The organism is Gilliamella sp. N-G2 (assembly GCF_002142215.1).
Taxonomy (GTDB): domain Bacteria; phylum Pseudomonadota; class Gammaproteobacteria; order Enterobacterales; family Orbaceae; genus Gilliamella.
Window position 1 is genome coordinate 156113 of sequence record NZ_NAST01000002.1, and the last position, 21648, is coordinate 177760.

At 35.7% G+C, this 21648-nt stretch carries 21 protein-coding genes and 1 riboswitch; of the genes, 8 read left to right on the forward strand and 13 right to left on the reverse strand.

All coding sequences use genetic code 11. The annotated features are described in order from the left end of the window. Window positions 1–4: 4 nt before the first annotated feature. The 5 genes from B6C99_RS01790 to raiA form a co-directional block, all read right to left on the reverse strand. The gene (locus tag B6C99_RS01790) at window positions 5–1045 is read right to left on the reverse strand and encodes an NADH:flavin oxidoreductase/NADH oxidase (RefSeq protein ID WP_086358267.1); all 1041 of its coding nucleotides are present in this window, start codon (window positions 1043–1045) and stop codon (window positions 5–7) included. A 126-nt stretch (window positions 1046–1171) separates the two neighbouring features. Further along, entirely contained in the window at window positions 1172–2377 is a 1206-nt protein-coding gene (locus tag B6C99_RS01795; protein WP_065614497.1) for an MFS transporter, read from the reverse strand. A gap of 74 nt (window positions 2378–2451) precedes the next feature. Next, on the reverse strand, window positions 2452–3489 hold the full coding sequence (gene mutY / locus B6C99_RS01800; protein WP_086358268.1) for an A/G-specific adenine glycosylase: 1038 nt from the start codon (window positions 3487–3489) through the stop codon (window positions 2452–2454). 8 nt (window positions 3490–3497) lie between these two features. Further along, window positions 3498–4649 (reverse strand): bifunctional chorismate mutase/prephenate dehydratase, encoded by a 1152-nt coding sequence (pheA, locus tag B6C99_RS01805; RefSeq protein WP_086358269.1) that lies wholly within the window; start codon window positions 4647–4649, stop codon window positions 3498–3500. A 100-nt stretch (window positions 4650–4749) separates the two neighbouring features. Continuing rightward, complete coding sequence (gene raiA / locus B6C99_RS01810; RefSeq protein WP_086358270.1) at window positions 4750–5079, reverse strand: ribosome-associated translation inhibitor RaiA; 330 nt, start codon at window positions 5077–5079, stop codon at window positions 4750–4752. A gap of 251 nt (window positions 5080–5330) precedes the next feature. Between raiA and trmJ the strand changes: the two genes are divergently transcribed. Then, window positions 5331–6068, forward strand: a complete 738-nt coding sequence (gene trmJ, locus B6C99_RS01815; protein WP_086354360.1) for a tRNA (cytosine(32)/uridine(32)-2'-O)-methyltransferase TrmJ — start codon at window positions 5331–5333, stop codon at window positions 6066–6068. Window positions 6069–6124: 56 nt separating this feature from the next. On the opposite strand, the gene cysS is transcribed toward trmJ, so the two are convergent. From cysS to mog, 5 genes are all read right to left on the reverse strand, one after another. Continuing rightward, window positions 6125–7516, reverse strand: a complete 1392-nt coding sequence (gene cysS / locus B6C99_RS01820; RefSeq protein WP_086358271.1) for a cysteine--tRNA ligase — start codon at window positions 7514–7516, stop codon at window positions 6125–6127. A gap of 226 nt (window positions 7517–7742) precedes the next feature. Beyond that, complete coding sequence (locus B6C99_RS01825) at window positions 7743–7985, reverse strand: GlsB/YeaQ/YmgE family stress response membrane protein (protein WP_065578554.1); 243 nt, start codon at window positions 7983–7985, stop codon at window positions 7743–7745. 340 nt (window positions 7986–8325) lie between these two features. After that, a complete protein-coding gene (gene lysC / locus B6C99_RS01830) occupies window positions 8326–9687 on the reverse strand; it encodes a lysine-sensitive aspartokinase 3 (RefSeq protein ID WP_086358272.1) in 1362 nt (453 codons plus the stop codon). Between the two features lie 72 nt (window positions 9688–9759). Next, window positions 9760–9934: riboswitch (Lysine riboswitch) on the reverse strand. Window positions 9935–10045: 111 nt separating this feature from the next. Then, window positions 10046–10504: a transcriptional regulator ArgR gene (argR, locus tag B6C99_RS01835; RefSeq protein WP_034905059.1), complete on the reverse strand. Its 459-nt coding sequence runs from the start codon at window positions 10502–10504 to the stop codon at window positions 10046–10048. A gap of 196 nt (window positions 10505–10700) precedes the next feature. Further along, window positions 10701–11279, reverse strand: coding sequence for a molybdopterin adenylyltransferase (gene mog / locus B6C99_RS01840; RefSeq protein ID WP_086358273.1), 579 nt, complete (start codon window positions 11277–11279; stop codon window positions 10701–10703). Window positions 11280–11429: 150 nt separating this feature from the next. Between mog and B6C99_RS01845 the strand changes: the two genes are divergently transcribed. Together B6C99_RS01845 and B6C99_RS01850 are read left to right on the forward strand one after the other, a co-directional pair. Continuing rightward, window positions 11430–12368 (forward strand): ABC transporter ATP-binding protein, encoded by a 939-nt coding sequence (locus tag B6C99_RS01845; RefSeq protein ID WP_086358274.1) that lies wholly within the window; start codon window positions 11430–11432, stop codon window positions 12366–12368. Then, window positions 12361–13131 (forward strand): ABC transporter permease, encoded by a 771-nt coding sequence (locus tag B6C99_RS01850; protein WP_086358275.1) that lies wholly within the window; start codon window positions 12361–12363, stop codon window positions 13129–13131. The genes B6C99_RS01845 and B6C99_RS01850 overlap by 8 nt, the downstream gene beginning before the upstream one ends. A gap of 52 nt (window positions 13132–13183) precedes the next feature. On the opposite strand, the gene B6C99_RS01855 is transcribed toward B6C99_RS01850, so the two are convergent. The 3 genes from B6C99_RS01855 to accB all read right to left on the reverse strand — a co-directional run bounded on the left by B6C99_RS01855 (window position 13184) and on the right by accB (window position 15731). Next, on the reverse strand, window positions 13184–13822 hold the full coding sequence (locus B6C99_RS01855) for a bifunctional 4-hydroxy-2-oxoglutarate aldolase/2-dehydro-3-deoxy-phosphogluconate aldolase (protein ID WP_086358276.1): 639 nt from the start codon (window positions 13820–13822) through the stop codon (window positions 13184–13186). A 66-nt stretch (window positions 13823–13888) separates the two neighbouring features. After that, window positions 13889–15235 carry an acetyl-CoA carboxylase biotin carboxylase subunit gene (accC, locus tag B6C99_RS01860; RefSeq protein ID WP_086358277.1) on the reverse strand — a complete coding sequence of 449 codons (1347 nt, stop codon included), beginning with the start codon at window positions 15233–15235 and terminating at the stop codon, window positions 13889–13891. Between the two features lie 40 nt (window positions 15236–15275). Then, complete coding sequence (gene accB, locus B6C99_RS01865) at window positions 15276–15731, reverse strand: acetyl-CoA carboxylase biotin carboxyl carrier protein (protein ID WP_086358278.1); 456 nt, start codon at window positions 15729–15731, stop codon at window positions 15276–15278. Between the two features lie 372 nt (window positions 15732–16103). Here accB and B6C99_RS01870 point away from each other — a divergent pair, with 372 nt between their 5' ends. The 5 genes from B6C99_RS01870 (at window position 16104) to tldD (ending at window position 21629) form a co-directional block, all read left to right on the forward strand. After that, the gene (locus B6C99_RS01870) at window positions 16104–17147 is read left to right on the forward strand and encodes a rod shape-determining protein (RefSeq protein WP_065562215.1); all 1044 of its coding nucleotides are present in this window, start codon (window positions 16104–16106) and stop codon (window positions 17145–17147) included. A gap of 116 nt (window positions 17148–17263) precedes the next feature. Continuing rightward, window positions 17264–18106, forward strand: a complete 843-nt coding sequence (mreC, locus tag B6C99_RS01875) for a rod shape-determining protein MreC (RefSeq protein ID WP_086358279.1) — start codon at window positions 17264–17266, stop codon at window positions 18104–18106. Beyond that, window positions 18093–18584 (forward strand): rod shape-determining protein MreD, encoded by a 492-nt coding sequence (mreD, locus tag B6C99_RS01880; RefSeq protein ID WP_086358280.1) that lies wholly within the window; start codon window positions 18093–18095, stop codon window positions 18582–18584. The genes mreC and mreD overlap by 14 nt, the downstream gene beginning before the upstream one ends. 9 nt (window positions 18585–18593) lie before the next feature. Continuing rightward, window positions 18594–20069, forward strand: a complete 1476-nt coding sequence (gene rng, locus B6C99_RS01885) for a ribonuclease G (protein WP_086358281.1) — start codon at window positions 18594–18596, stop codon at window positions 20067–20069. 102 nt (window positions 20070–20171) lie between these two features. Further along, complete coding sequence (gene tldD, locus B6C99_RS01890; protein WP_086358282.1) at window positions 20172–21629, forward strand: metalloprotease TldD; 1458 nt, start codon at window positions 20172–20174, stop codon at window positions 21627–21629. The last annotated feature ends 19 nt before the right edge of the window (window positions 21630–21648 follow it).

Here is a 21648-nt window from a genome sequence, read left to right on the forward strand (position 1 = left end):
TAACTTATTTAAAGGCGATTTGATAAGACGTTGGTATAAATGGTGACGATGGAATTCGTAACGGCCAATAAGGATCTTTCAATAAACCACGACCAATTCCAACTAAATCAGCATCTCCAGTGCTTAACACATAATCGGCAACATAAGGATCTTCAAGCATACCAACAGTGATAATCGGTAAATCGGTAACCTGTCTAATTGCTCGGGCTAGATAAACTTGGTAACCAGCATGGAAATCAGGGGTATGTTTAGGATCTAGTTTTCCATCTCCACCACCACTAACATCTAAAACATCGGCACCAGCTTGGGCTAATCGTTTGGCAATTTGGCAGCCATAATCAATATCATAACCGTTAGTACCGTATTCTTTAGCCGAAAAGCGCACAATTAGTGGCATATCTTTTGGCATAACTGATTTTGCAGCTTTAATAACTTGTTCAGCAAATAATAATTTATCTTGACCATATTCATCGGTTCTTAAATTCGTTTTTGGCGAACAGAATTGGTGAATCAAATACCCATGAGCACCATGTAATTCAATGGCATCAAAACCTGCTTCAACAGCTCGTTTTGTTGATTGTTTAAATTTTTCGATGATATCGATAATTTCATCTTTGGTTAATTCTCTTGGCATTTGGTATTGCCATTCCGGATTAGCTTCGACATTGCCATCATATAGGGTTGCTGAACATGAAACCACATCAGACTCACCTAAAGCTTTACGACCAGCATGGGCAATTTGAATAGCAATTTTGCCATTTTGTGCATGAACAGCATCGACGATACGTTTCAGCTTATCGCGTTGTTTATCATTCCATAATCCCAAACAGTTAGGTGTAATTCGCCCATTAGGGGCTACATTGGTCATTTCTAAAATAATTAAGCCGACACCACCAATCGCCCTAGAAACATAATGAACAAAGTGCCAATCATTAGCTAAACCATCTTTTGCTTGATATTGACACATTGGTGGCATAACGATGCGATTTTTGAGTGATAAATTTTTTACTTTAAATGGAGTATTAAGATAAGATATTTTTGCCATAGGTAACTCCTGTTTTAATAATGGTACAAATATTAACAAGTTATATTAACAGATGAATAATATATGGTGTTTAATATCTGAAATTTAAATGAAATAATCGCTAAAAAACCCCGTTCATCAAATTTTTTAGTTTAATTTAGCCTTATGTTTAGGATTGTGAACGGTTCTAAGATAATAGATCCAACAGAGTATACCCAAAAATCCTAAAACGGTTCCGGAAATAATTATCGCTATCCAACCATAATTGCTATACAAGTAAGTAGAAGCAATAGAGCCTAACATACCACCGATAAAATAACTGACCATGTAACCAGTATTCATACGGCTACGTGCTTCTGGACGAATTTGATAAATAGCGTTCATATTGGATACATGGGTAACTTGCACCGCAAAATCTAATAAGATTACACCAAAAATTAGGGCCACGAGTGAATACTCGGCAATAGATAGCGGTAGCCAAGCAGCAAGTAATAATGTCAAACCAATGGATGTGGCTAACCAGCCTTTTCCTTGATCTGATAATTTACCAACGATGGGGGAACCTAATGCGCCTGCTGCGCCAGCCAAGCCGAACAAACCGATAATAAAATCAGAATAATGATAAGGTGCATCAGTTAATAAAAATGCCAGCGGTGTCCATAATAATGAAAATAAAGCAAAGGAAATAATCGCTAACAATGACCTGATGCGTAAAACTGCTTCTTGTTTGTACAATGAACCAATTGACAATAACAGTTGGAAATAGTTAATGTCGATGCTGTTTTTATAAGTTGGTAATGATAACCAAAGTAAGAAAGTGACTAAGGTCATAATTGACGAGGCAATCCAATAAACATAATGCCAATCGGCTATTGATGAAACAAAACCCGCAAATGTTCTACCTAGTAGAATGCCTAGCAACATACCGCTCATTAGTGTGCCGACAATTTTACCTCGATGTTCAGGACGTGATAGCGTTGCAGCAAAAGGAATGAGTACTTGGGCAACAGTCGAAAATAGGCCTGTCATTGCAGTACCTAATACCAACATCCATAAATTCTTTGATATTGCACTAATTATTAGTCCACAGATTGATAATATCATTAATGTGAGTATTAGCTGTTTACGTTCAATTTTATCACCGAGTGGAGTAATAAATAGTAAACCGACCGCATAACTAAATTGAGCGGCCATAATGATTAAACCTGCATGTTTAACTGCAATATGTAAATCATCAGTTATTGAGTGTAATAGCGGTTGTGCATAATAATTACTGGCAACTGTAATGCCAATGGCAAAAGCCATTAAAAAAACTAACCACGCAGATAGTCCTTGGGTTTGTTTGCTACTCATAGTAAAAAGATAAGAGAATAAATAATGACTAATTATATATCAAAAGTTTATTAGATACTGTTAAATAGTAGTGTTTAAGCTAATTGATTCAATAAATTATAAACAGGCGTAGCTAAGCCGATTTTTGCATTCTCTGAATTGAGCTTATACCAATAACCGTTTGACTCATCCAAACACTTAGTGTTGTTTGTTATCTCACAGTAAATGGGCACAATATCTAAATGAAAATGGCTAAAGGTATGTCGAAATGCAACTAATTGTTTAGGTTTGCTGGTTTTAATACCATGGTTATCTAACCAGTTTGTTAAGGCATGCTCGCTGGTAAATTGCGGTAAGCAATATAATCCACCCCAAATACCGGCTGGCGGCCTTTTTTCTAGCCAAATCATATTATCCTGTTCAAGCATTAGAAAATAGGCGGTTTTTTCAGGAATGGTCTTTTTAGGTTTTTTGGTTGGATACTGTTGCCAACTATCAGTCTTATATGCGATACATAATTGATGCAAAGGGCATAGCCTACATTTAGGCTTAAAGCGAGTACAAACCATCGCGCCAATATCCATCATGGCTTGATTAAATTTTGCAACGTTATGTTTAGGTGTCACTTGTTCACTTAATTGCCAAAGTTGATTCTCAACAATTTTATTCCCTGGCCAACCGTCAATTGCAAAAGATCGGGTTAAAACTCGCTTTACATTGCCATCAAGTATCGGGTAATGTTGATTTTGTGATAGAGATAAAATGGCCCCAGCGGTTGAACGCCCAACTCCCGGCAAGGCAATCACATCTTCAAATTTAGTTGGAAATTTACCATCAAAATTCTTAGCGATAACCTGTGCTGCTTTATGTAAATTGCGTGCCCTAGCATAATAACCCAGCCCCGTCCAAAGATGTAATATGTCGTCAATTGGCGCTTTAGCTAAATCAGTAATTTTAGGGAATTGTGCAATAAAACGCTTAAAGTATGGAATAACCGTTGCTACCTGTGTCTGTTGTAACATGACTTCGGATAACCAAACATGATAGGGGCTTTTTTCAATTTGCCATGGTAGTGATTTTCTGCCGTACTGTTCATACCAATCAAGTACGGCATTTGCAAAATTTTTTGTCATGCTAGTTATTACATAATAGCGGTAATTGAATCACTAGGATAACAGCCAAGTACTTTGGTATATAAAGTGATTGCAGCTAATTCTTTAAGCGCGACTTGCATTTCATAATCATGAACATTACCTTGTAGATCAATATAAAACATCTCTTCCCATGGTGTACCATGGATAGGTCGTGATTCAAGTTTTGTCATAACAATATTATGATTACGTAAAACGGATAGGGCATCAACTAAAGCACCAGCTTGTTGGCCAGTTTTCATTAAGATCGTGGTTTTAGCTGGAATTTGCTCGGAAACTTCAATTGGCTCACGCGCTAAAACAATAAAACGGGTAATATTCTCTTTTTGATTAGCAAAATTGTGCTCAAGAACCTGTAAACCGTATAATTCTCCCCCATCTTTGTTACCCATAGCAGCAATATTAGGTTGATTTAATTTAGCAACAGTTTCCATGGCCGATGAAGTGCTATCACAATAAACGATTTTCCAATGTGGATAATTTTCTAGGAAGTTACTGCATTGTTGAAAAGGTTGCGGGTGGCTATAAATGGTATCTATTTGTTCAAGTTTAGCGCTAGGAATGGCTAAAACGCAGTGATCAATCGGTAATGATAGTTCACCAATAATATGTAAATTGGTTTTTTGTAACAAATCATAAACTTCATTGATAGAGCCGGAACTAGAATTTTCTATCGGTAAAATTCCATAATCAACAACTTTTGATTCGACTTTTTCAAATACATCTTTAAACGTACTGCAGCTTGATTCTGTTAACTGATCAAAGTGAGTACTCGCATAACGGCGGGTTGCCGAATGTGAATATGATCCTTTAGGTCCTAAAAAAGCAATATTTGCTGAGGAAATAGCCCCTTGATTCAGTTTTTCTTGCAAAAGTTTCTGTTGTAATAGCACTGAATCTTCAATAATGATTTGATACAGGCGTTTAATTAAAAGATCATCAAGATTATATTGTTTACCTTGTTCGATTAATGCCTTAATGAGTGAGCGTTCACGAGCTAAATCACGCAAAGGTATGTTAGCCGCTATTTTTGTTTGAATAACTTCGGTTGAAACTTGACGTCTTTCAGCAAGGATTTCAATTAATTTTTGATCGAGTCGGTTAATTTTTTCGCGTAAAGGCAATAAAGGATTGGTAGTCATATTCATTAATATAATAAAAAATAGATGGGCAATATTATAGCAAGCTAAAAAATAAAGGCACTATTAAAGTGCCTTTTTATTAAATTATAACAATAAATTATTATTCTTCTTCGATTACTGTATTTTTAATACTGTCAAATGCGCGACGAGATTCGCCTTTATGTTGGATTTTATTCAGTTGTTTTTCCAGTTTAGCAACTAAATCATTAATTGCAGCATACATATCTAAGTGTTTAGCGGAAGCAACTAGTGGTGAACCTTTGGTTGCAATTGTTGCATCAATAATAAATCCATCTGGTTCTTTAGATAAAATAAAGTGAGGGTTAATTAACAGTGCTCTCCATTTATCTAATTTCGAAAATTTATCTTCGAGATAGCTACGAATTGCAGGGGTAATATCCATTTGTTTACTGGTAATACTTAAAGTCATAATTGACCTCCACTATGTTTACTTACAAATTGAGCTAATATAATTATTCTATTGATTACATTGACAAATTTTTTACATTTCGTCAATAGGTTATTTCAATTTGATTAAACTTTTTGTGAACTTTGTCTAAAATAGTGAATTTCTAGTTATGATTAACCTTTGTGAAACTGCTTTTAAACTATTTTTTATTATATACTGTGGTTTATTTGTGTTAATTTTAAGTATAAGTTGTGTTATTTAATGAGGAATATGTGAATTATTTAAATAATGTTAAGATTGTTTTAGTTGAAACTTCCCATACAGGTAATATGGGCTCTGCAGCTCGTGCAATGAAAACCATGGGATTAACTAATTTATGTTTGGTTAATCCGATAATAAAGCCAGACTCTCAATCTATTTCACTGGCAGCTGGTGCCAGTGATATTATCAAACAGGCACAAATTTTTTCCTCTTTAGAAGAAGCTGTTGCTGATTGTTCTTTAGTTATTGGTACCAGTGCTCGCCCACGAAGCCTACAATGGCCAAATTTAACCCCAAAAGAGTGCGGTGATAAAATAATTGCTGAAGCATCTCATCATGCTCAAGTAGCTTTAGTTTTTGGTCGTGAACGGGTTGGGTTAACTAACGATGAATTACAAAAGTGCCACTTCCATGTCGGTATTCCTGCTAATCCTGACTATAGCTCTTTAAATTTAGCAATGTCAGTACAAGTTCTTTGTTACGAAATTAGAATGTCGTTGTTGTCTGCCCAGGACTCCCCGTCACAGTTAGCTGATCAAAATATAAATGATACACAATATCCTAACGATGCGGATATTGAACGATTTTATCAGCATTTAGAGCAGACCTTATTACAAACAGGTTTTATTAATCCTAATCATCCGGGGCAAATTATGGGGCGTTTACGAAGATTATTTACTCGTGCCCGTATTGAACAACAAGAGCTGAATATATTAAGAGGAATTTTAACCTCAATAGATAAAAAATAGTTAGTCCATCCCCTAGTAATTTTTCATTAAATCTAGGGGATTTTAGGTTTATTGCATTAACTTTTTTTACGCCAAGTTGTGCCGTTAGCACCGTCTTCTAAAATAATATTCATTTGATTGAGTTTATCTCGTGCCTCATCAGCTAAAGCCCAATTTTTAGTAGCACGAGCATCATTACGTTGTTTAATTAATGCTTCAATTAGTTGTGTTTCACTATCATCCTGATTACTACCTTGTAAAAACTTAACCGGATCTTGTTCAAGTAAACCAAGTACAGAAGATAAATAGCGTAACTCAGCAGCAAGTTCATTGGCTAATTGCATATCATTTTCTGCTTTAGCTTTATTTATTTCTCGAGCTAAGTCAAACAAGGTTGAATATGCTTCTGGAGTATTGAAATCATCATTCATTGCCTGACAAAATTGTCGATAATAATCACTATCAGGTGTGTTATGTGGATAATTAACATCGGTATCTCGTAAAGCAGTATAAAGTCTTTCTAAAGCGGTTCTAGCTTGCTTTAAATTTTCCTCACTATAGTTAAGTTGGCTACGATAATGACCTGATAATAAAAAGTAACGCACAGTCTCGGCATCATAATGCTCTAATACATCACGAATGGTGAAAAAATTATTAAGTGATTTAGACATCTTCTCTTGGTCAATCATCACCATACCTGAGTGCATCCAGTAATTTACATATTGACCATTATGAGCACAGGTTGATTGGGCTATTTCATTTTCATGATGTGGGAACATTAAGTCAGAACCGCCACCATGGATATCAAAATGATTGCCTAATTGATGACTATTCATGGCCGAGCATTCAATATGCCAACCTGGACGGCCTTTACCCCATGGCGAATCCCAACTCGGTTCGTTAGGTTTTGACATTTTCCAAAGCACAAAATCCATAGGATTACGTTTTACATCAACGACATCAACTCGAGCGCCTGCTTGTAACTGTTCTAAATTTTGACGTGATAAAATACCGTAGTTAGGATCACTATCAACAGAAAACATGACATCACCATTATCAGCGATATAAGCATGCTCTTTTTTGATTAACTCTTCTACAAGCTCGATAATTTGTGACATATGACGAGTAGCACGAGGCTCTACATCAGGACGTTTTATATTTAGTGCGTCAAAATCGGCATACATCTCTTTTAACATGCGATCCGTTAATTCATCACAGGTTTCGCCATTTTCAAGCGCACGTTTAATGATCTTGTCATCGACATCGGTAATATTACGCACATAAGTCAGATCGTAACCTAAAAAACGTAAATAGCGAGTAACGACATCAAATGCGACAAAAGTACGACCATGGCCAATGTGGCAAAGATCATAAATGGTAACGCCACAGACATATAGTCCAACTTTATTAGCTGTAATAGGCTGAAATATCTCTTTTTCTCGAGTTAGTGTATTAAAGATTTTTAACATTATTGATTACTGCTCATGTCAGATTATGATTAATTGTTAATATAACAAAAATCAGAGTATGGCGGAATGACTTTTGCTAATCTTAAAGATTAAAAACAGTACAAATAGTGATTGTATTAAGATTGTTTATGGTTTAATCAGTGCAGATTAAAATTGTCAGGAGAAGATTTGATTTAATTTGATATAAAATGACGAGTAAGTCTACCCGTCATTTTATGAAGCAATTTTATTTTATTAATCGATAAATATAAATCAATAAAATAGCGCCAAGAACAGAAATAAATAAACTCGGGAAGTTAAAACCAGTTACACTTCCCCAACCGAAGAATGTACTAATGTAACCACCAACTAATGCACCCGCCACACCAAGTAGAATGGTTTTAAGCACACCAACTTGTCCTAATGGCATAAAAAACTTAGCAATCCATCCAGCAATTAATCCTAGAATAATCCAGCTTAAAATACCCATGATAGTTTCCTTCGTCTAATTAAGTTAAAAGTTACTTTTTGTATAGCTTAAAACATATTGAAGATAAAAATAATCGTCGTGAAAGATATAACTAATTAATAAAACGTAAAATTTACAGCTTTAAAAAAATTGTTATCAAAGAAAGAAGAAAAATGATTAATACTTAGAACTGTGTGTAGCCATAGATGTATGTCTAAGTTATTACCAACAACCTTTCATACATATTAAGTGTAGTTTACAATTATTTTTTCAAATATTCTAGAAATTTTTAGTACTGCTTAAGTGAAGATTTATATCATCATTTGCTGGGAGCGATAATATAATCGCTCCCGTTAAGTCGTTATTCAAAAATAGTTTTGTGTAAAACTTTGATCACATCTTCTGCATCATTACTTCTTGCTAGTAAGCAAAGATTATGCGTGCTAGCGCCATAACAACATAGACGAATAATGAAATCATCTAAAGCTCCGAAAACTTCTTTCGCAATACCTTTAGTTGTGGTCAGATTATTACCAATTATAGCAATCAGCGCTAAATCTTCTTCAACTTCGACATGACAAACCGTTGATAACTCATCAAATAACGCTTTAGTTAATAAGCTATTGCCATTGGTATTTGTGCCTGTGGTATCAATGGTTAATGCAATGCTGACTTCAGAGGTTGTTACCAAATCGACCGAGATATTGTGTTTAGCCAATATAGTAAATACATTCGCTAAAAAGCCTTGAGCATGTAGCATATTTAAACTGGTTAAGGTTAATAATGTCTGTTGACGACGAAGTGCTAATGCTCTGAACGAAGGTAATGATGACTTAATACTATGAGTATTATAGACAATAGTTCCTCCGTCTTGTGGTGCTTTGCTTGAGCCGACAAATACCGGAATATTGCTACGCACAGCTGGTACTAGTGTTGCTGGATGTAAAACTTTAGCTCCAAAAGTGGCCATTTCAGCGGCTTCGGCAAAGGATATTTCATCAATACGTTTTGCACCAGAGGTAATCCGAGGATCAGTGGTATAAATACCAGCAACATCGGTCCAGATATCAATTTGGGTAGCATTTAATGCTTCGCCAAGTAAAGCCGCTGTATAATCGCTTCCACCTCGGCCTAAGGTTGTGGTTTTACCTGAACTTTCACTGCCAATAAATCCTTGAGTAACCACGATAGTTTCTGGATTGAGGGATTTTAAATGTGCACAACAGAGTTGTTTGATTTCATCAATTTTTGGTACTGCTTTACCAAATTTATCATCGGTTCGCATTACTTTACGGACATCAAACCAAATGGCATTTTTTTGTTGATGTTTTAGTATTTCAACAAACAGTTTTGATGACATTATTTCACCATGGCTGACTAATTCATCGGTTAACGCTGGTGAAGTCGCTAAACTTGCGGCTTCAGATAATGAAGCAATATTGACAATAATTTGGTCGATTTCAGTACGTAAAGCTTGATTTTCAGGTAGATTTTCTAAGATATTATATTGAATTGATTGAATTTTGGCGATGTGTTTTGCTCTGACATTAGCATCACGGCCTTCAGCTAATGCTACCAGTAAATTGGTTATACCTGCTGAGGCAGATAATACGACTACTTTGACATTAGGATTAGCTAGAACAATATTAGCACTGTTGACCATTGCTGGGTAATCTGCAACGCTAGTACCACCGAATTTAGCAATTATAAATGATGTTTCCATGGATTCCTCATATTAAAAATTCTTATTTTTAACAGAGATAGAGCGGGCATGTCCTATTACAGCAAAAAATACATACCGTGAAGCGCTCCACCTGTTAGGGTGACAACCCAAGGGATTCAGCCCTTGTAGCCGATTCAATTGCTTTCTGGAATGACAATCAAACCTCGGCATTACACCCCATTAATCATCTCTTTACGGCTCCAGTTCCTAAAATGATCTACCTGAGTAATGCGCCTCTTCTTTTGTTTGTAATTTTGGTTACAAAATCAGTGTCATATAGGATTAACGATTTAACCAAGTGTGTCAATAGTTTAAATATTAAAAAAAATTATTGGTCTGGCTTAAAATAAACTGTTTTTTATAAGCTTCGCTCAAATAATTCAATAATAGTTTGATAGAGTTTCTTAACCGAACAATCTTTAGTCGGAGTGCTAAAAATCGTATCATCGCCGGCAATTGATCCTAAAATCCCTTCAGATTTACCAATTGAATCTAAAAGTCTAGCAATCAGTTGCGCAGCTCCCGGACTGGTACGAATAACCACCATTGAACTATTGTAATCGATGTCCAATACTAAATTTTTTAAAGGACTACTTGTGGTTGGTACACTCATTTCGGCTGGTAAGCAATAAACCATTTCAGATTTTGCGTTGCGAGTTCTTACTGCCCCAAATTTGGTTAACATTCTGGATACTTTGGACTGATTTATATTATCAAATCCTTGTTCCTGTAAGGCCTGTACGATACCTATCTGAGAACTAAACTTTTCTTGTAATAACATTTCTTTAAAAGTTTTAGTGAGATCATTTTGTTTCATACTATTCCTTTAAATTAAATTTATGACCAATTACGCCAATAGCGTTTATTAATCGTATTAACTAGTTATCTAAAATTATCTAATTATAATCTTAAATAATGTCATTATTGGCCATTAAGGTAATATTGCTATTATCAATCTTACCTGCACGGTTAAAACATTTATTTACATAATTATGCATGATGTTTGCATAAAATTAAAGATTAGATTTGCTAGCATTTTTCGGTCGGAAAGCTTGAACAACATGATTATGAGTTTCGATATAAGGGCCATCTAATAAATCAATACAGTATGGAACACTGGCGAAGATACCTGTAACAATAGTATTTCCTTGATCATCTTTCACGCCTTCAAGGGTTTCTTTAATTGATTTAGGCCTGCCAGGTAAGTTTAAAATTAAACATTTTTTTCTAATGACACCGACTTGTCTAGATAAAATTGCTGTAGGAACAAAATGCAAACTAATTTGCCGCATTTGTTCACCAAAACCTGGCATTAATCGATCAGCAATTGCTAAGGTTGCATTTGGTGTAACATCTCTAATTGCTGGCCCAGTACCGCCTGTGGTTAATATAAGGTGGCATTGCAACTTATCTACCAATTCGCATAAAGTTTCTTCAATGATTAGTTGTTCATCAGGAATAATACGTTGTTCAGTAATAAATGGTGTTTTTAAGGCTGTTTGTAACCATGATAACAATGCTGGAATACCCTCATCTCGATAAATACCTTGTGATGCTCTATCTGATACTGAAACCAAACCAATTTTGATCATAACCTCTAATCCTTAATCTTATATTTATCTAATAATTATATTGTTAGCATTGATAATTGAATTATTCTAAAAATCATAACAATATTGTCGATCGGCTAAACATGATATCATATTATATAAATAACAAATTAAGGAATTAGGATTCATTTTATGTCATCAACGCCCGCACTAGAACTTATAGAGCTTAAGAAAATATATAAAAATGGTGTAGAAGCATTAAAAGGAATTAACTTAACCGTACAAGCAGGGGATTTTTATGCCTTGCTTGGGCCAAATGGTGCAGGAAAATCAACCACCATTGGTATAATTAGTTCATTAGTTACTAAAACATCAGGTGAAGTTAAAATCTTTGGATATGACTTAGACACCGATGTGGTTAATGCCAAAAGGCAATTAGGGCTTGTCCCTCAGGAGTTTAATTTTAACCAATTTGAAGAAGTACTCCAGATCGTTACCAATCAAGGTGGTTATTATGGTTTGCCTCGCAAATTAGCCTTACAACGAGCTGAAAAGTATCTACGTATTTTAGATTTGTGGGATAAAAGACATAGTCGAGCTAATATGTTATCAGGCGGAATGAAAAGACGACTAATGATCGCCAGAGCGCTGGTTCATGAACCAAAATTATTAATTCTAGATGAGCCTACCGCCGGGGTTGACATAGAATTACGTCGTTCTATGTGGGAATTTCTCCGCAAAATTAATCAACAAGGTATTACTATTATATTAACCACTCACTATTTGGAAGAAGCCGAAATGCTCTGCCGTCATATCGGTATTATTCAACATGGAGAATTAATCGCTAACTCATCAATGCGTGATCTGCTAGCAAAAAGTCAATCTGAAACAATCATCATTGATTTTGTACCAACAGCTACACCAATCTCTCTTCAAGGTTATCATTATACCGAGGTCGAATCGGGCATGTTAGAAGTCAGTGTAGATAAACAACATGGATTAAATCAGTTGTTTGAACAACTCAATCAACAAAACATAAAAGTAATTAGTGTTCGTAATAAAGCTAATCGATTAGAAGAATTATTTGTAGATTTGGTGCGCAATGATACTAAAGGAGCTATTGATGAATAATTTATATTGGATTGCCTTAAAAAGTATTTGGCGTAAAGAAGTTACTCGATTTTTAAGAATTTGGCTGCAAACATTGATTCCTCCTGTTATTACCATGTCACTCTATTTTATTATTTTTGGTAATCTAATCGGCTCACGTGTTGGTGACATGGGGGGCTTTAATTATATGGCATTTATTGTGCCCGGCCTAATTATGATGTCGGTTATTACCAATTCATATACTAATGTCTGCTCTTCTTTTTTTAGTGCAAAATTCCAACGTAATATTGAGGAAATACTTGTTGCTCCGGTTCCAACTCATATTATTATTTGGGGATATGTAGGTGGCGGTGTCATGCGTGGCATATTGACAGGTATATTGGTCACAATTGTGTCGTTATTCTTTGTTCGATACCAAGTTTATTCATGGCCATTTGTTATTTTTACCTTATTATTAACCTCAATTTTATTTTCCTTAGCCGGCTTGTTAAATGCCGTATTTGCAAAATCATTTGATGATATAAGTATTATTCCTACCTTTGTATTAACACCGTTAACTTATTTAGGTGGAGTTTTTTATTCAATCACTATGTTACCCACTTTTTGGCAATGGGTTTCTAAACTCAATCCAATTGTCTATATGATTAATGGCTTTCGTTATGGTTTTTTAGGCACTAGTGATGTCTCTTTAGTGATCACTTTTTCAATGCTGTTACTTTTTGTGGCTACTTTATATTTTATCGCGTGGCGAGTTATTGAAAGTGGAAGAGGGCTTAGGAGTTAGATTAATCTGAATAAAGCTAAACCGCCGACCAATGTCGGCGGTAAAGTAAAACCTATTTTGCACCGGCAACGGCTTCTTTTGCCATTTCAGTAATTTTAGCAAAATCACCTTTAGCAATCGCATCAGTAGGGATAAACCAAGTTCCACCTACACAAAGGACATTATCAAGTGCTAAATAGTCACGATAGTTTTTCGGATTCACACCACCAGTTGGGCAGAATTTCATATAACCACAAGGACCAGCGAACGCTTTTAACGCAGCAACCCCGCCATTTATTTCAGCTGGGAAGAATTTCAATGCTGTTAAGCCATATTCTTGGGCAGTTAATAATTCTGAAATAGTTGCAATCCCAGGAATAACCGGCACAGTACCTTCAACTGCTGCTTTTAAAATAGAATCAGTAATACCCGGAGTGATGATAAATTCCACGCCTGCTTCAGTGGCTTGTTTAAGTTGCTCAACGCTGGTTACTGTACCTGCACCCACTACCGCCTCAGGTACTTCTTTAATAATTTTCTTAATTGCGTCAAGTGCACAAGCTGTTCTTAAAGTGACTTCAAGTACTTTTACACCGCCAGCAATTAACGCTTTAGCTAAAGGAACTGCATCTTCTAAACGCTCGATAACAATAACCGGTACTACTGGACCCAATGTTAGAATATCTTCTGCGCTTTTTTTCCAATTTTTCATATGTATTACCTATACTTTATTTACTTCTATACAGCAATAAGCCCTCAAACTATAGAGGGCTTATTTTTACTCATAAATACCTAGTTTCTTCTCTAGATAGTGAATGTTGGTACCACCTTTTATGAAACCTTCATCATTCAAAATTTCTAGATGAAGTTCAATATTGGTTTTTATACCATCAATAACCAGTTCTGCTAATGCATTTTTCATGCGAGCAATGGCAACTTCACGAGTTTCACCATAGGCGATTAATTTACCGATCATTGAATCATAATATGGTGGCACAGTATAACCAGCATATATATGTGATTCCCAACGAATACCAAATCCTCCCGGCGCATGGAAGCGACTAATTTTCCCCGGCGAAGGCATAAATGTTTTTGGATCTTCGGCATTAATTCGACACTCTATTGCATGACCTTTAATTTTAATATCATTTTGATCAATTGATAAAGGTTGGCCTGCGGCAATCAAAATTTGCTCACGAATAAGATCAATACCGGTAACCATTTCAGTAACTGGATGTTCTACTTGAATACGGGTATTCATTTCGATGAAATAAAATTCGCCATTTTCAAATAAAAATTCAAAAGTACCAGCACCACGATACCCGATTTCGATACAGGCATTAACACAACGTTCACCAATGAATTTACGCATTTTTGGCGTAATACCAACTGCTGGCGCTTCTTCAAGGACTTTTTGGTGACGTCGTTGCATTGAACAATCACGTTCACCCAAATAAACAGCATGACCTTGACCATCAGACAAAACCTGAATTTCGATATGACGAGGGTTTTCAAGGAATTTTTCCATGTAAACCATGTCATTATTAAATGCAGTTTTGGCTTCAAGCTTAGTCATTTTGATTGATTGCTCAAGATCTTTTTCTTCTCGAACAATTCGCATGCCGCGACCGCCACCACCACCAGATGCTTTAATAATAACAGGATAACCAATTTTTTTCGCAATTTGCTTATTGGTCTCCATATTGCTACCCAGTGGACCATCAGAACCTGGAACACAAGGTACACCTGCTTTTTTCATCGCTTCAATAGCAGATACTTTGTCACCCATTAAGCGAATAGTATCTGGTTTTGGTCCAATAAATATAAAGCCGGAACGTTCAACTTGTTCAGCAAAATCTGCATTTTCTGATAAAAATCCATATCCAGGATGAATAGCTGCGGTGCCAGTTACTTCGGCGGCAGAGATTAATGCAGGGATATTGAGATAACTTTTGGCAGAAGCTGCTGGACCTATACAAACGGTTTCGTCTGCAAGTAACACATGTTTCAAATCTTTATCTGCCGAAGAGTGAACAGCGACAGTTTTTATTCCAAGTTCTTTACATGCTCTTAAAATGCGAAGAGCGATCTCTCCGCGGTTAGCAATAAGAATTTTATCAAGCATATTCAATCTCTTAATCGTTTAAGTTAATAAATAATTCTGATTATTCAATAATGAATAGCGGTTGATCGAATTCAACTGGTTGACCATTTTCAACTAAAATAGCTTTAATAGTCCCTGCTTTTTCTGATTCAATTTGGTTCATCATTTTCATCGCTTCAACAATACAAAGCACATCACCAACATTTACAATTTGGCCGACTTCAACAAACGCTTTTGATTCAGGGCTTGGTGTACGATAAAACGTCCCCACCATTGGTGATTTAATCGTTGTACCACTATTGGTGTCTGCGATGACTTCTGCCTCAACTGTAGGCGCAACCGCTACTACAGCAGGAGCTGGTTGTGGGATTTGAATATTTTGTACTGGAGCGGAGTAGTTTGATGCAGGTATTGAACGACTAATTCGAACTGATTCTTCACCTTCTGAAATTTCAAGCTCAGAAATGCCTGATTCTTCTACTAGTTCAATTAACTTTTTAATTTTGCGTATATCCATGAATTACACCGTGTTTAATTGATATAAATAATAATTTTAATGTACTTTTAATATCCTAAAAGCAAGCTTTTAGTTTGATACTAAAATAGTAACTCAACATTATTAAGGCGGAAGAATACACTGTAAATCATAATTTGTCATTATATATCTCCTTTACACACACTTGTTATACTATTTTCTAGGTATTATTTTTAAATTGCGATACAATAATAACCCTTAATTATTATTGAGGCTGGCTGTGGTTTTTATCTGCTAAATAATCTATTATTTATTTGTCGGGTAATATTTAAATATATATTTTGTAGACGCCTAAGTTTGCTTCTAATACTCAAATATATTCAAACAAGATTAATTCTAGGAAGAGTTTTTATTATGTTCAAAAAAGTTCGCGGCTTGTTTTCAAATGATTTATCGATTGATTTAGGTACAGCCAATACGCTTATTTATGTTAAAGGGCAAGGTATTGTACTTAATGAACCTTCAGTTGTTGCAATTCGTCAAGATCGTTCTGGAACACCTAAAAGTGTAGCGGCAGTCGGACATGCTGCGAAACAAATGCTAGGACGAACACCTGGTAATATTGCGGCGATTAGGCCAATGAAAGATGGAGTAATTGCAGACTTTTCCGTAACTGAAAAAATGTTACAGTACTTTATTCGACAAGTTCATAGCCATAGTTTTTTAAGGCCAAGCCCTCGCGTATTGGTTTGTGTACCAGTAGGTGCTACACAAGTTGAACGTCGAGCTATTCGTGAATCAGCGTTAGGTGCAGGTGCACGTGAAGTGTATTTAATTGAAGAACCAATGGCTGCTGCTATTGGTGCTGATTTGCCAGTTTCTGCACCAACTGGCTCAATGGTAGTTGATATCGGTGGTGGCACAACAGAAGTTGCAGTTATTTCATTAAATGGTGTGGTTTATTCTGCGTCGGCACGTATTGGTGGTGACCGTTTTGATGAAGCAATTATTAATTATGTCCGCCGAAATTATGGTGCGTTAATTGGTGAAGCAACAGCTGAAAAAATTAAACATTTTATTGGTAGTGCTTATCCAGGCGATGAAGTTCTTGAAATTGAAGTACGTGGTCGTAATTTAGCTGAAGGTGTACCTCGTAGTTTTACACTAAATTCAAATGAAATCTTAGAAGCATTACAAGAACCATTAAGCGGTATTGTTAGTGCAGTTAAAGTTGCACTTGAACAATGTCCTCCAGAACTTGCTTCTGATATTTCAGAACATGGTATGGTATTAACCGGTGGTGGTGCGTTATTACGTAATATTGATAAACTTTTATCTGCTGAAACAGGTATTCACGTTGTCGTTGCTGAAGACCCACTTACTTGTGTGGCTCGTGGTGGTGGTAAAGCACTTGATATGGTTGATATGCATGGTGGTGATCTCTTCAGTGAAGAATAACTACGTATAATATTACTAACAAGTAACAAATATTTCATTTTTCCCGCCGACGTAGTCGGCGAAGTCATATCTTAAAATAGTTAAATTCTAGGTATATAACAGGTAAATATTTGGCAATGAAATTACTTTTTTCTAAACGTTCTCCTCTGAGTGTTCAATTATTTATATCACTGGCACTCTCTTTGACGTTGATAGTACTAGATATTAATTATCGTCCTTTTAAAGAGGTTCGTTATTATTTAGATACTATAATTTCACCGCTTTATTATGTTTCAAATGCACCAAAATCATCATTTGATTCTCTATATGAAATGTCAAAAAAACAAGAAGCATTAGTTAATGAAAATGCTAGGCTGCAAGAAACATTAATTCAACAAAAAAGTAATCTACTATTACTTGAACATTTAAAGCATGAAAACGATCGCTTAAGAGGGTTATTAGGTTCACCGTTAAGACACGATGAACATAAAATGGCTGCTCAAGTTTTATTAGCTGATACCGACCCATATGTTTACCAAGTTGTAATTAATAAAGGCAAAAATGACGGAGTATATGTTGGCCAACCAGTTGTAGATGAAAAAGGTATTGTTGGACAAATTTATCAAACCGCTCAATCAACTAGCCGAGCTATTTTAATTTGTGATTATCAACACGCAATTCCAGTTCAGGTATTAAGAAATGATATTTCCATGGTGGCTGTTGGTAATGGATGCAGTAACGATTTAACGCTTGATTTTTTACCTAACAATGTTGATATCAAAGTGGGTGATGTTTTAGTCACTTCTGGACTTGATGGCCGCTTCCCAGAAGGTTATCCAGTAGCTGTTGTAAGTTCGGTTAAACTTGATATTAGTGATTCTACTCCTATTATTTCCGCTACGCCAACCGCAGATTTAAAGCGATTACGTTATTTATTGTTATTATGGGGTGATCAAGGAGTAAAACATGATGGGAAATAATCGAACCAGCATAGTGGTTATTTGGTTAACATTGCTAATTGGTTTATGCATACAAATCATACCTTGGTCAACTGAGTATAATATATTTAAACCACATTTATTAATGTTAATCATGGCTTATTGGTTAATTGCACTACCACACCGAATTGGTATGGGCATGGCATTTTTATTAGGTATTGTTTTAGATTTGTTTTCGGGATCGCTATTAGGTATTCATGCATTTATACTTTCATGCATAGCTTATTTGCTAATGTTTAAATTCCAGTTGATTCGCAATTTAGCATTATGGCAACAATCGATTATCATTTTTGCTGTTTCACTTTGTTATAATTCATTAGTATTTTTGTTTCAGGTTAGTATTTATCATACCATAACGATTTCACCTTTAATTTTAGTATCTAGTATTGTTGATGGGATATTATGGATAGTGATTTATCTATTCTTACGACTAATAAGACGGAGCTTTGCTATCAATTAAGGAATCATTATGTCGGTTGAATTATTAATGAATGTGACGCCCTCAGAGACGCGTGTTGCATATATTGAAGATGGGATATTACAAGAAATCCACGTTGATCGGGAATCACGTAGAGGTATTGTCGGTAATATCTATAAAGGTAAAGTCATTCGTATTTTACCCGGTATGCAAGCAGCGTTTGTTGACATTGGGCTTGAAAAAGCTGCATTTTTGCACGCCTCGGATATCATGCCGCATACTGAGTGCGTATCGGATAGTGAACAAGAACAGTTTCAGGTTAAGGATATTTCTGAATTGGTACGTCAAGGCCAAGATTTAATGGTGCAAGTTGTTAAGGATCCTTTAGGTACTAAAGGTGCAAGACTTACTACAGACATAACATTACCATCACGTTATTTAGTATTAATGCCCGGTCCTAATTCTGCTCATGTTGCAACCTCTCAACGAATTGAATCGGAAGATGAGCGTGAAAGACTTAAACAGATTGTTGAGCAATATGTTACTGATGAAAGTGGCTTTATTGTGAGAACAGCCGCTGAAGGAGCAAATGCTCACGAACTTGAACAAGATGCTAATTTTCTAAAACGTTTATGGGCGAAAATTCAAGAACGAATGGCACGCCCTATTAGCAAATATTTAGTTTATGGTGAACTTGCCTTATCGCAACGTGTATTACGTGATTTTGTTGGTGACCCAATTGAAAGGATTTTAGTTGACTCCAAACTCACTTATGACTTATTGATTGAATTTACGCAGGAATTTATGCCTGATGTTACCAACAAATTAACACATTATCGCGGCAATATTCCTATATTCGATCTATATGATATTGAAAACGAAATTCAACGAGCCTTAGATCGTAAAGTTAAATTAAAATCGGGTGGTTATTTGATTATCGATCAAACCGAAGCCATGACTACCATTGATATTAATACTGGTGCATTTGTCGGTCATCGTAATTTAGAAGAAACCATTTTCAATACCAATATTGAAGCAACGATTGCGATTGCTCGACAATTAAGATTACGTAATTTAGGTGGCATTATTATTATCGATTTTATCGATATGCAAGAAGATATTCACCGTGAACGGGTATTACAATCATTACAAGATTTTTTAGCTAAAGATAGAGCACGAACATCCGTTAATACTTTCTCCGGTTTAGGGTTAGTTGAAATGACACGTAAGCGTACGCGTGAAAGTATTGGCCATATTCTTTGTGAAGAATGTCCATCTTGTAAAGGTCGTGGTATTGTTAAATCTGTCGAGACAGTATGTAATGAAATATTGCGTGAGATTGTTCGTGTTTATAAAGCTCATCGCTCGGAGTACTTCTTAGTTTATGCATCAGCCGCAGTAGCTAATGCATTAACCAATGATGAGTCTCATGCTTTAGCAGAAGTAGAAGTCTTTGTGGGTAAACGAGTTGAAGTAAAAGTTGAACCACTTTATATACAAGAACAGTATGATGTTGTACTTATGTAATTAGTTTAATTGTATTAACAATAAAACTAAGTAAAATCTGATTGATAAGTGATAGTCAGAAACAAATTTTTTTATTTTTATAATCAGTAGATTAAGGAATTTATGAAAGTAACTCAAGTGAGTGAAAGGTTACTCCACCCAAATAACTTAAATCAACAAGATATAGCGAATTTACTTGATATGTTAAGTTCAAGGAAAATTGATTTTGGTGATTTATATTTTCTATCCGGTTATTATGAAAGTTGGTCACTTGAAGATAGTATAATCAAAAATGCTTCTTTCCATCGTGATCAAGGTGTTGGTGTGCGAGCAATTATTGGTGAAAAAACTGGATTTGCTTATACTGATCAATTGTCATTAGCTCGCTTGGAACAGAGTGTATTGGCTGCTAATTCAATTACTAAACAGCAAACACCTATAGCAGTTACACCATTTAAAACTGCGGAAAATATTACGCTATACCCTTCTATAAATCCAATAAACAGTTTTGCTCAAGAACAAAAGATTGCCATATTACAGCAAGTGGATAAATTAGCCCGATCGATCGATTCAAGAGTAATTGAAGTATCGGCAAGCTTAATTGGTAGTTATGAAGATATCTTAATCGCAGCTACTGATGGAACCTTATGTGCTGATGTTCGTCCATTAGTACGTTTATCGGTATCTGTTCTAGTGGAACAAGATGGTAAACGTGAACGAGGTAGCAGTGGTGGTGGTGGCCGATTTGGTTATGACTATTTTTTAACAACTGACGTTAAAACTGGTGAAAGCCATATCGATAGTTATACTCGCGAAGCGGTGCGACAGGCTTTAGTATTACTTTCAGCTAAGCCAGCACCTGCAGGCACAATGCCAGTGGTGTTAGGCGCTGGTTGGCCCGGCGTATTACTACATGAGGCAGTAGGTCATGGATTAGAAGGTGACTTTAATCGTAAAAATAGTTCGGTATTTTCCGGTAAAATTGGTCAACAAGTTACCTCAGAACTTTGTACGATAGTTGATGATGGTACTATTGCTAATCGTCGTGGTTCGCTTTCTATTGATGATGAAGGTACACCTAGCCAAAAAACGGTATTAATTGAAAATGGCATTTTAAAAGGTTATATGTTTGATAAGCTCAATGCAAAATTAATGAATTGTCCTTCTACTGGTAATGGTCGTCGTGAAGGTTACTCATACTTACCGATGCCTAGAATGACAAATACCTATATGCTTGCAGGGACATCGAGTTTTGATGATATTATTCAAAGTGTTGATTATGGTTTATATGCCCCTAACTTTGCTGGTGGGCAAGTTGATATAACTTCGGGTAAATTTGTTTTTTCAACTTCAGAAGCTTATTTAATTGAAAAAGGTAAAATTACTACACCGGTTAAAGGTGCAACACTCATTGGCTCAGGTATTGAAACTATGCAACAGATTTCAATGGTAGGGAATGATCTAGAATTAGATTCAGGTGTTGGCGTTTGTGGTAAAGCAGGACAAAGTGTACCGGTTGGTGTTGGACAACCGACTTTAAAAGTGAATAATTTAACAGTAGGTGGTACTATTAACCACTAACAATAATACATTAATGAGA

Coding starts and splice junctions, on each gene's coding strand:
- B6C99_RS01790 (WP_086358267.1), bottom strand. CDS start 1,045: ATGGCAAAAATATCTTATCTTAATACTCCATTTAAAGTAAAAAATTTA.
- B6C99_RS01795 (WP_065614497.1), bottom strand. CDS start 2,377: ATGAGTAGCAAACAAACCCAAGGACTATCTGCGTGGTTAGTTTTTTTA.
- mutY (WP_086358268.1), bottom strand. CDS start 3,489: ATGACAAAAAATTTTGCAAATGCCGTACTTGATTGGTATGAACAGTAC.
- pheA (WP_086358269.1), bottom strand. CDS start 4,649: ATGACTACCAATCCTTTATTGCCTTTACGCGAAAAAATTAACCGACTC.
- raiA (WP_086358270.1), bottom strand. CDS start 5,079: ATGACTTTAAGTATTACCAGTAAACAAATGGATATTACCCCTGCAATT.
- cysS (WP_086358271.1), bottom strand. CDS start 7,516: ATGTTAAAAATCTTTAATACACTAACTCGAGAAAAAGAGATATTTCAG.
- B6C99_RS01825 (WP_065578554.1), bottom strand. CDS start 7,985: ATGGGTATTTTAAGCTGGATTATTCTAGGATTAATTGCTGGATGGATT.
- lysC (WP_086358272.1), bottom strand. CDS start 9,687: ATGGAAACATCATTTATAATTGCTAAATTCGGTGGTACTAGCGTTGCA.
- argR (WP_034905059.1), bottom strand. CDS start 10,504: ATGAAACAAAATGATCTCACTAAAACTTTTAAAGAAATGTTATTACAA.
- mog (WP_086358273.1), bottom strand. CDS start 11,279: ATGATCAAAATTGGTTTGGTTTCAGTATCAGATAGAGCATCACAAGGT.
- B6C99_RS01845 (WP_086358274.1), top strand. CDS start 11,430: ATGTCATCAACGCCCGCACTAGAACTTATAGAGCTTAAGAAAATATAT.
- B6C99_RS01850 (WP_086358275.1), top strand. CDS start 12,361: ATGAATAATTTATATTGGATTGCCTTAAAAAGTATTTGGCGTAAAGAA.
- B6C99_RS01855 (WP_086358276.1), bottom strand. CDS start 13,822: ATGAAAAATTGGAAAAAAAGCGCAGAAGATATTCTAACATTGGGTCCA.
- accC (WP_086358277.1), bottom strand. CDS start 15,235: ATGCTTGATAAAATTCTTATTGCTAACCGCGGAGAGATCGCTCTTCGC.
- accB (WP_086358278.1), bottom strand. CDS start 15,731: ATGGATATACGCAAAATTAAAAAGTTAATTGAACTAGTAGAAGAATCA.
- B6C99_RS01870 (WP_065562215.1), top strand. CDS start 16,104: ATGTTCAAAAAAGTTCGCGGCTTGTTTTCAAATGATTTATCGATTGAT.
- mreC (WP_086358279.1), top strand. CDS start 17,264: ATGAAATTACTTTTTTCTAAACGTTCTCCTCTGAGTGTTCAATTATTT.
- mreD (WP_086358280.1), top strand. CDS start 18,093: ATGATGGGAAATAATCGAACCAGCATAGTGGTTATTTGGTTAACATTG.
- rng (WP_086358281.1), top strand. CDS start 18,594: ATGTCGGTTGAATTATTAATGAATGTGACGCCCTCAGAGACGCGTGTT.
- tldD (WP_086358282.1), top strand. CDS start 20,172: ATGAAAGTAACTCAAGTGAGTGAAAGGTTACTCCACCCAAATAACTTA.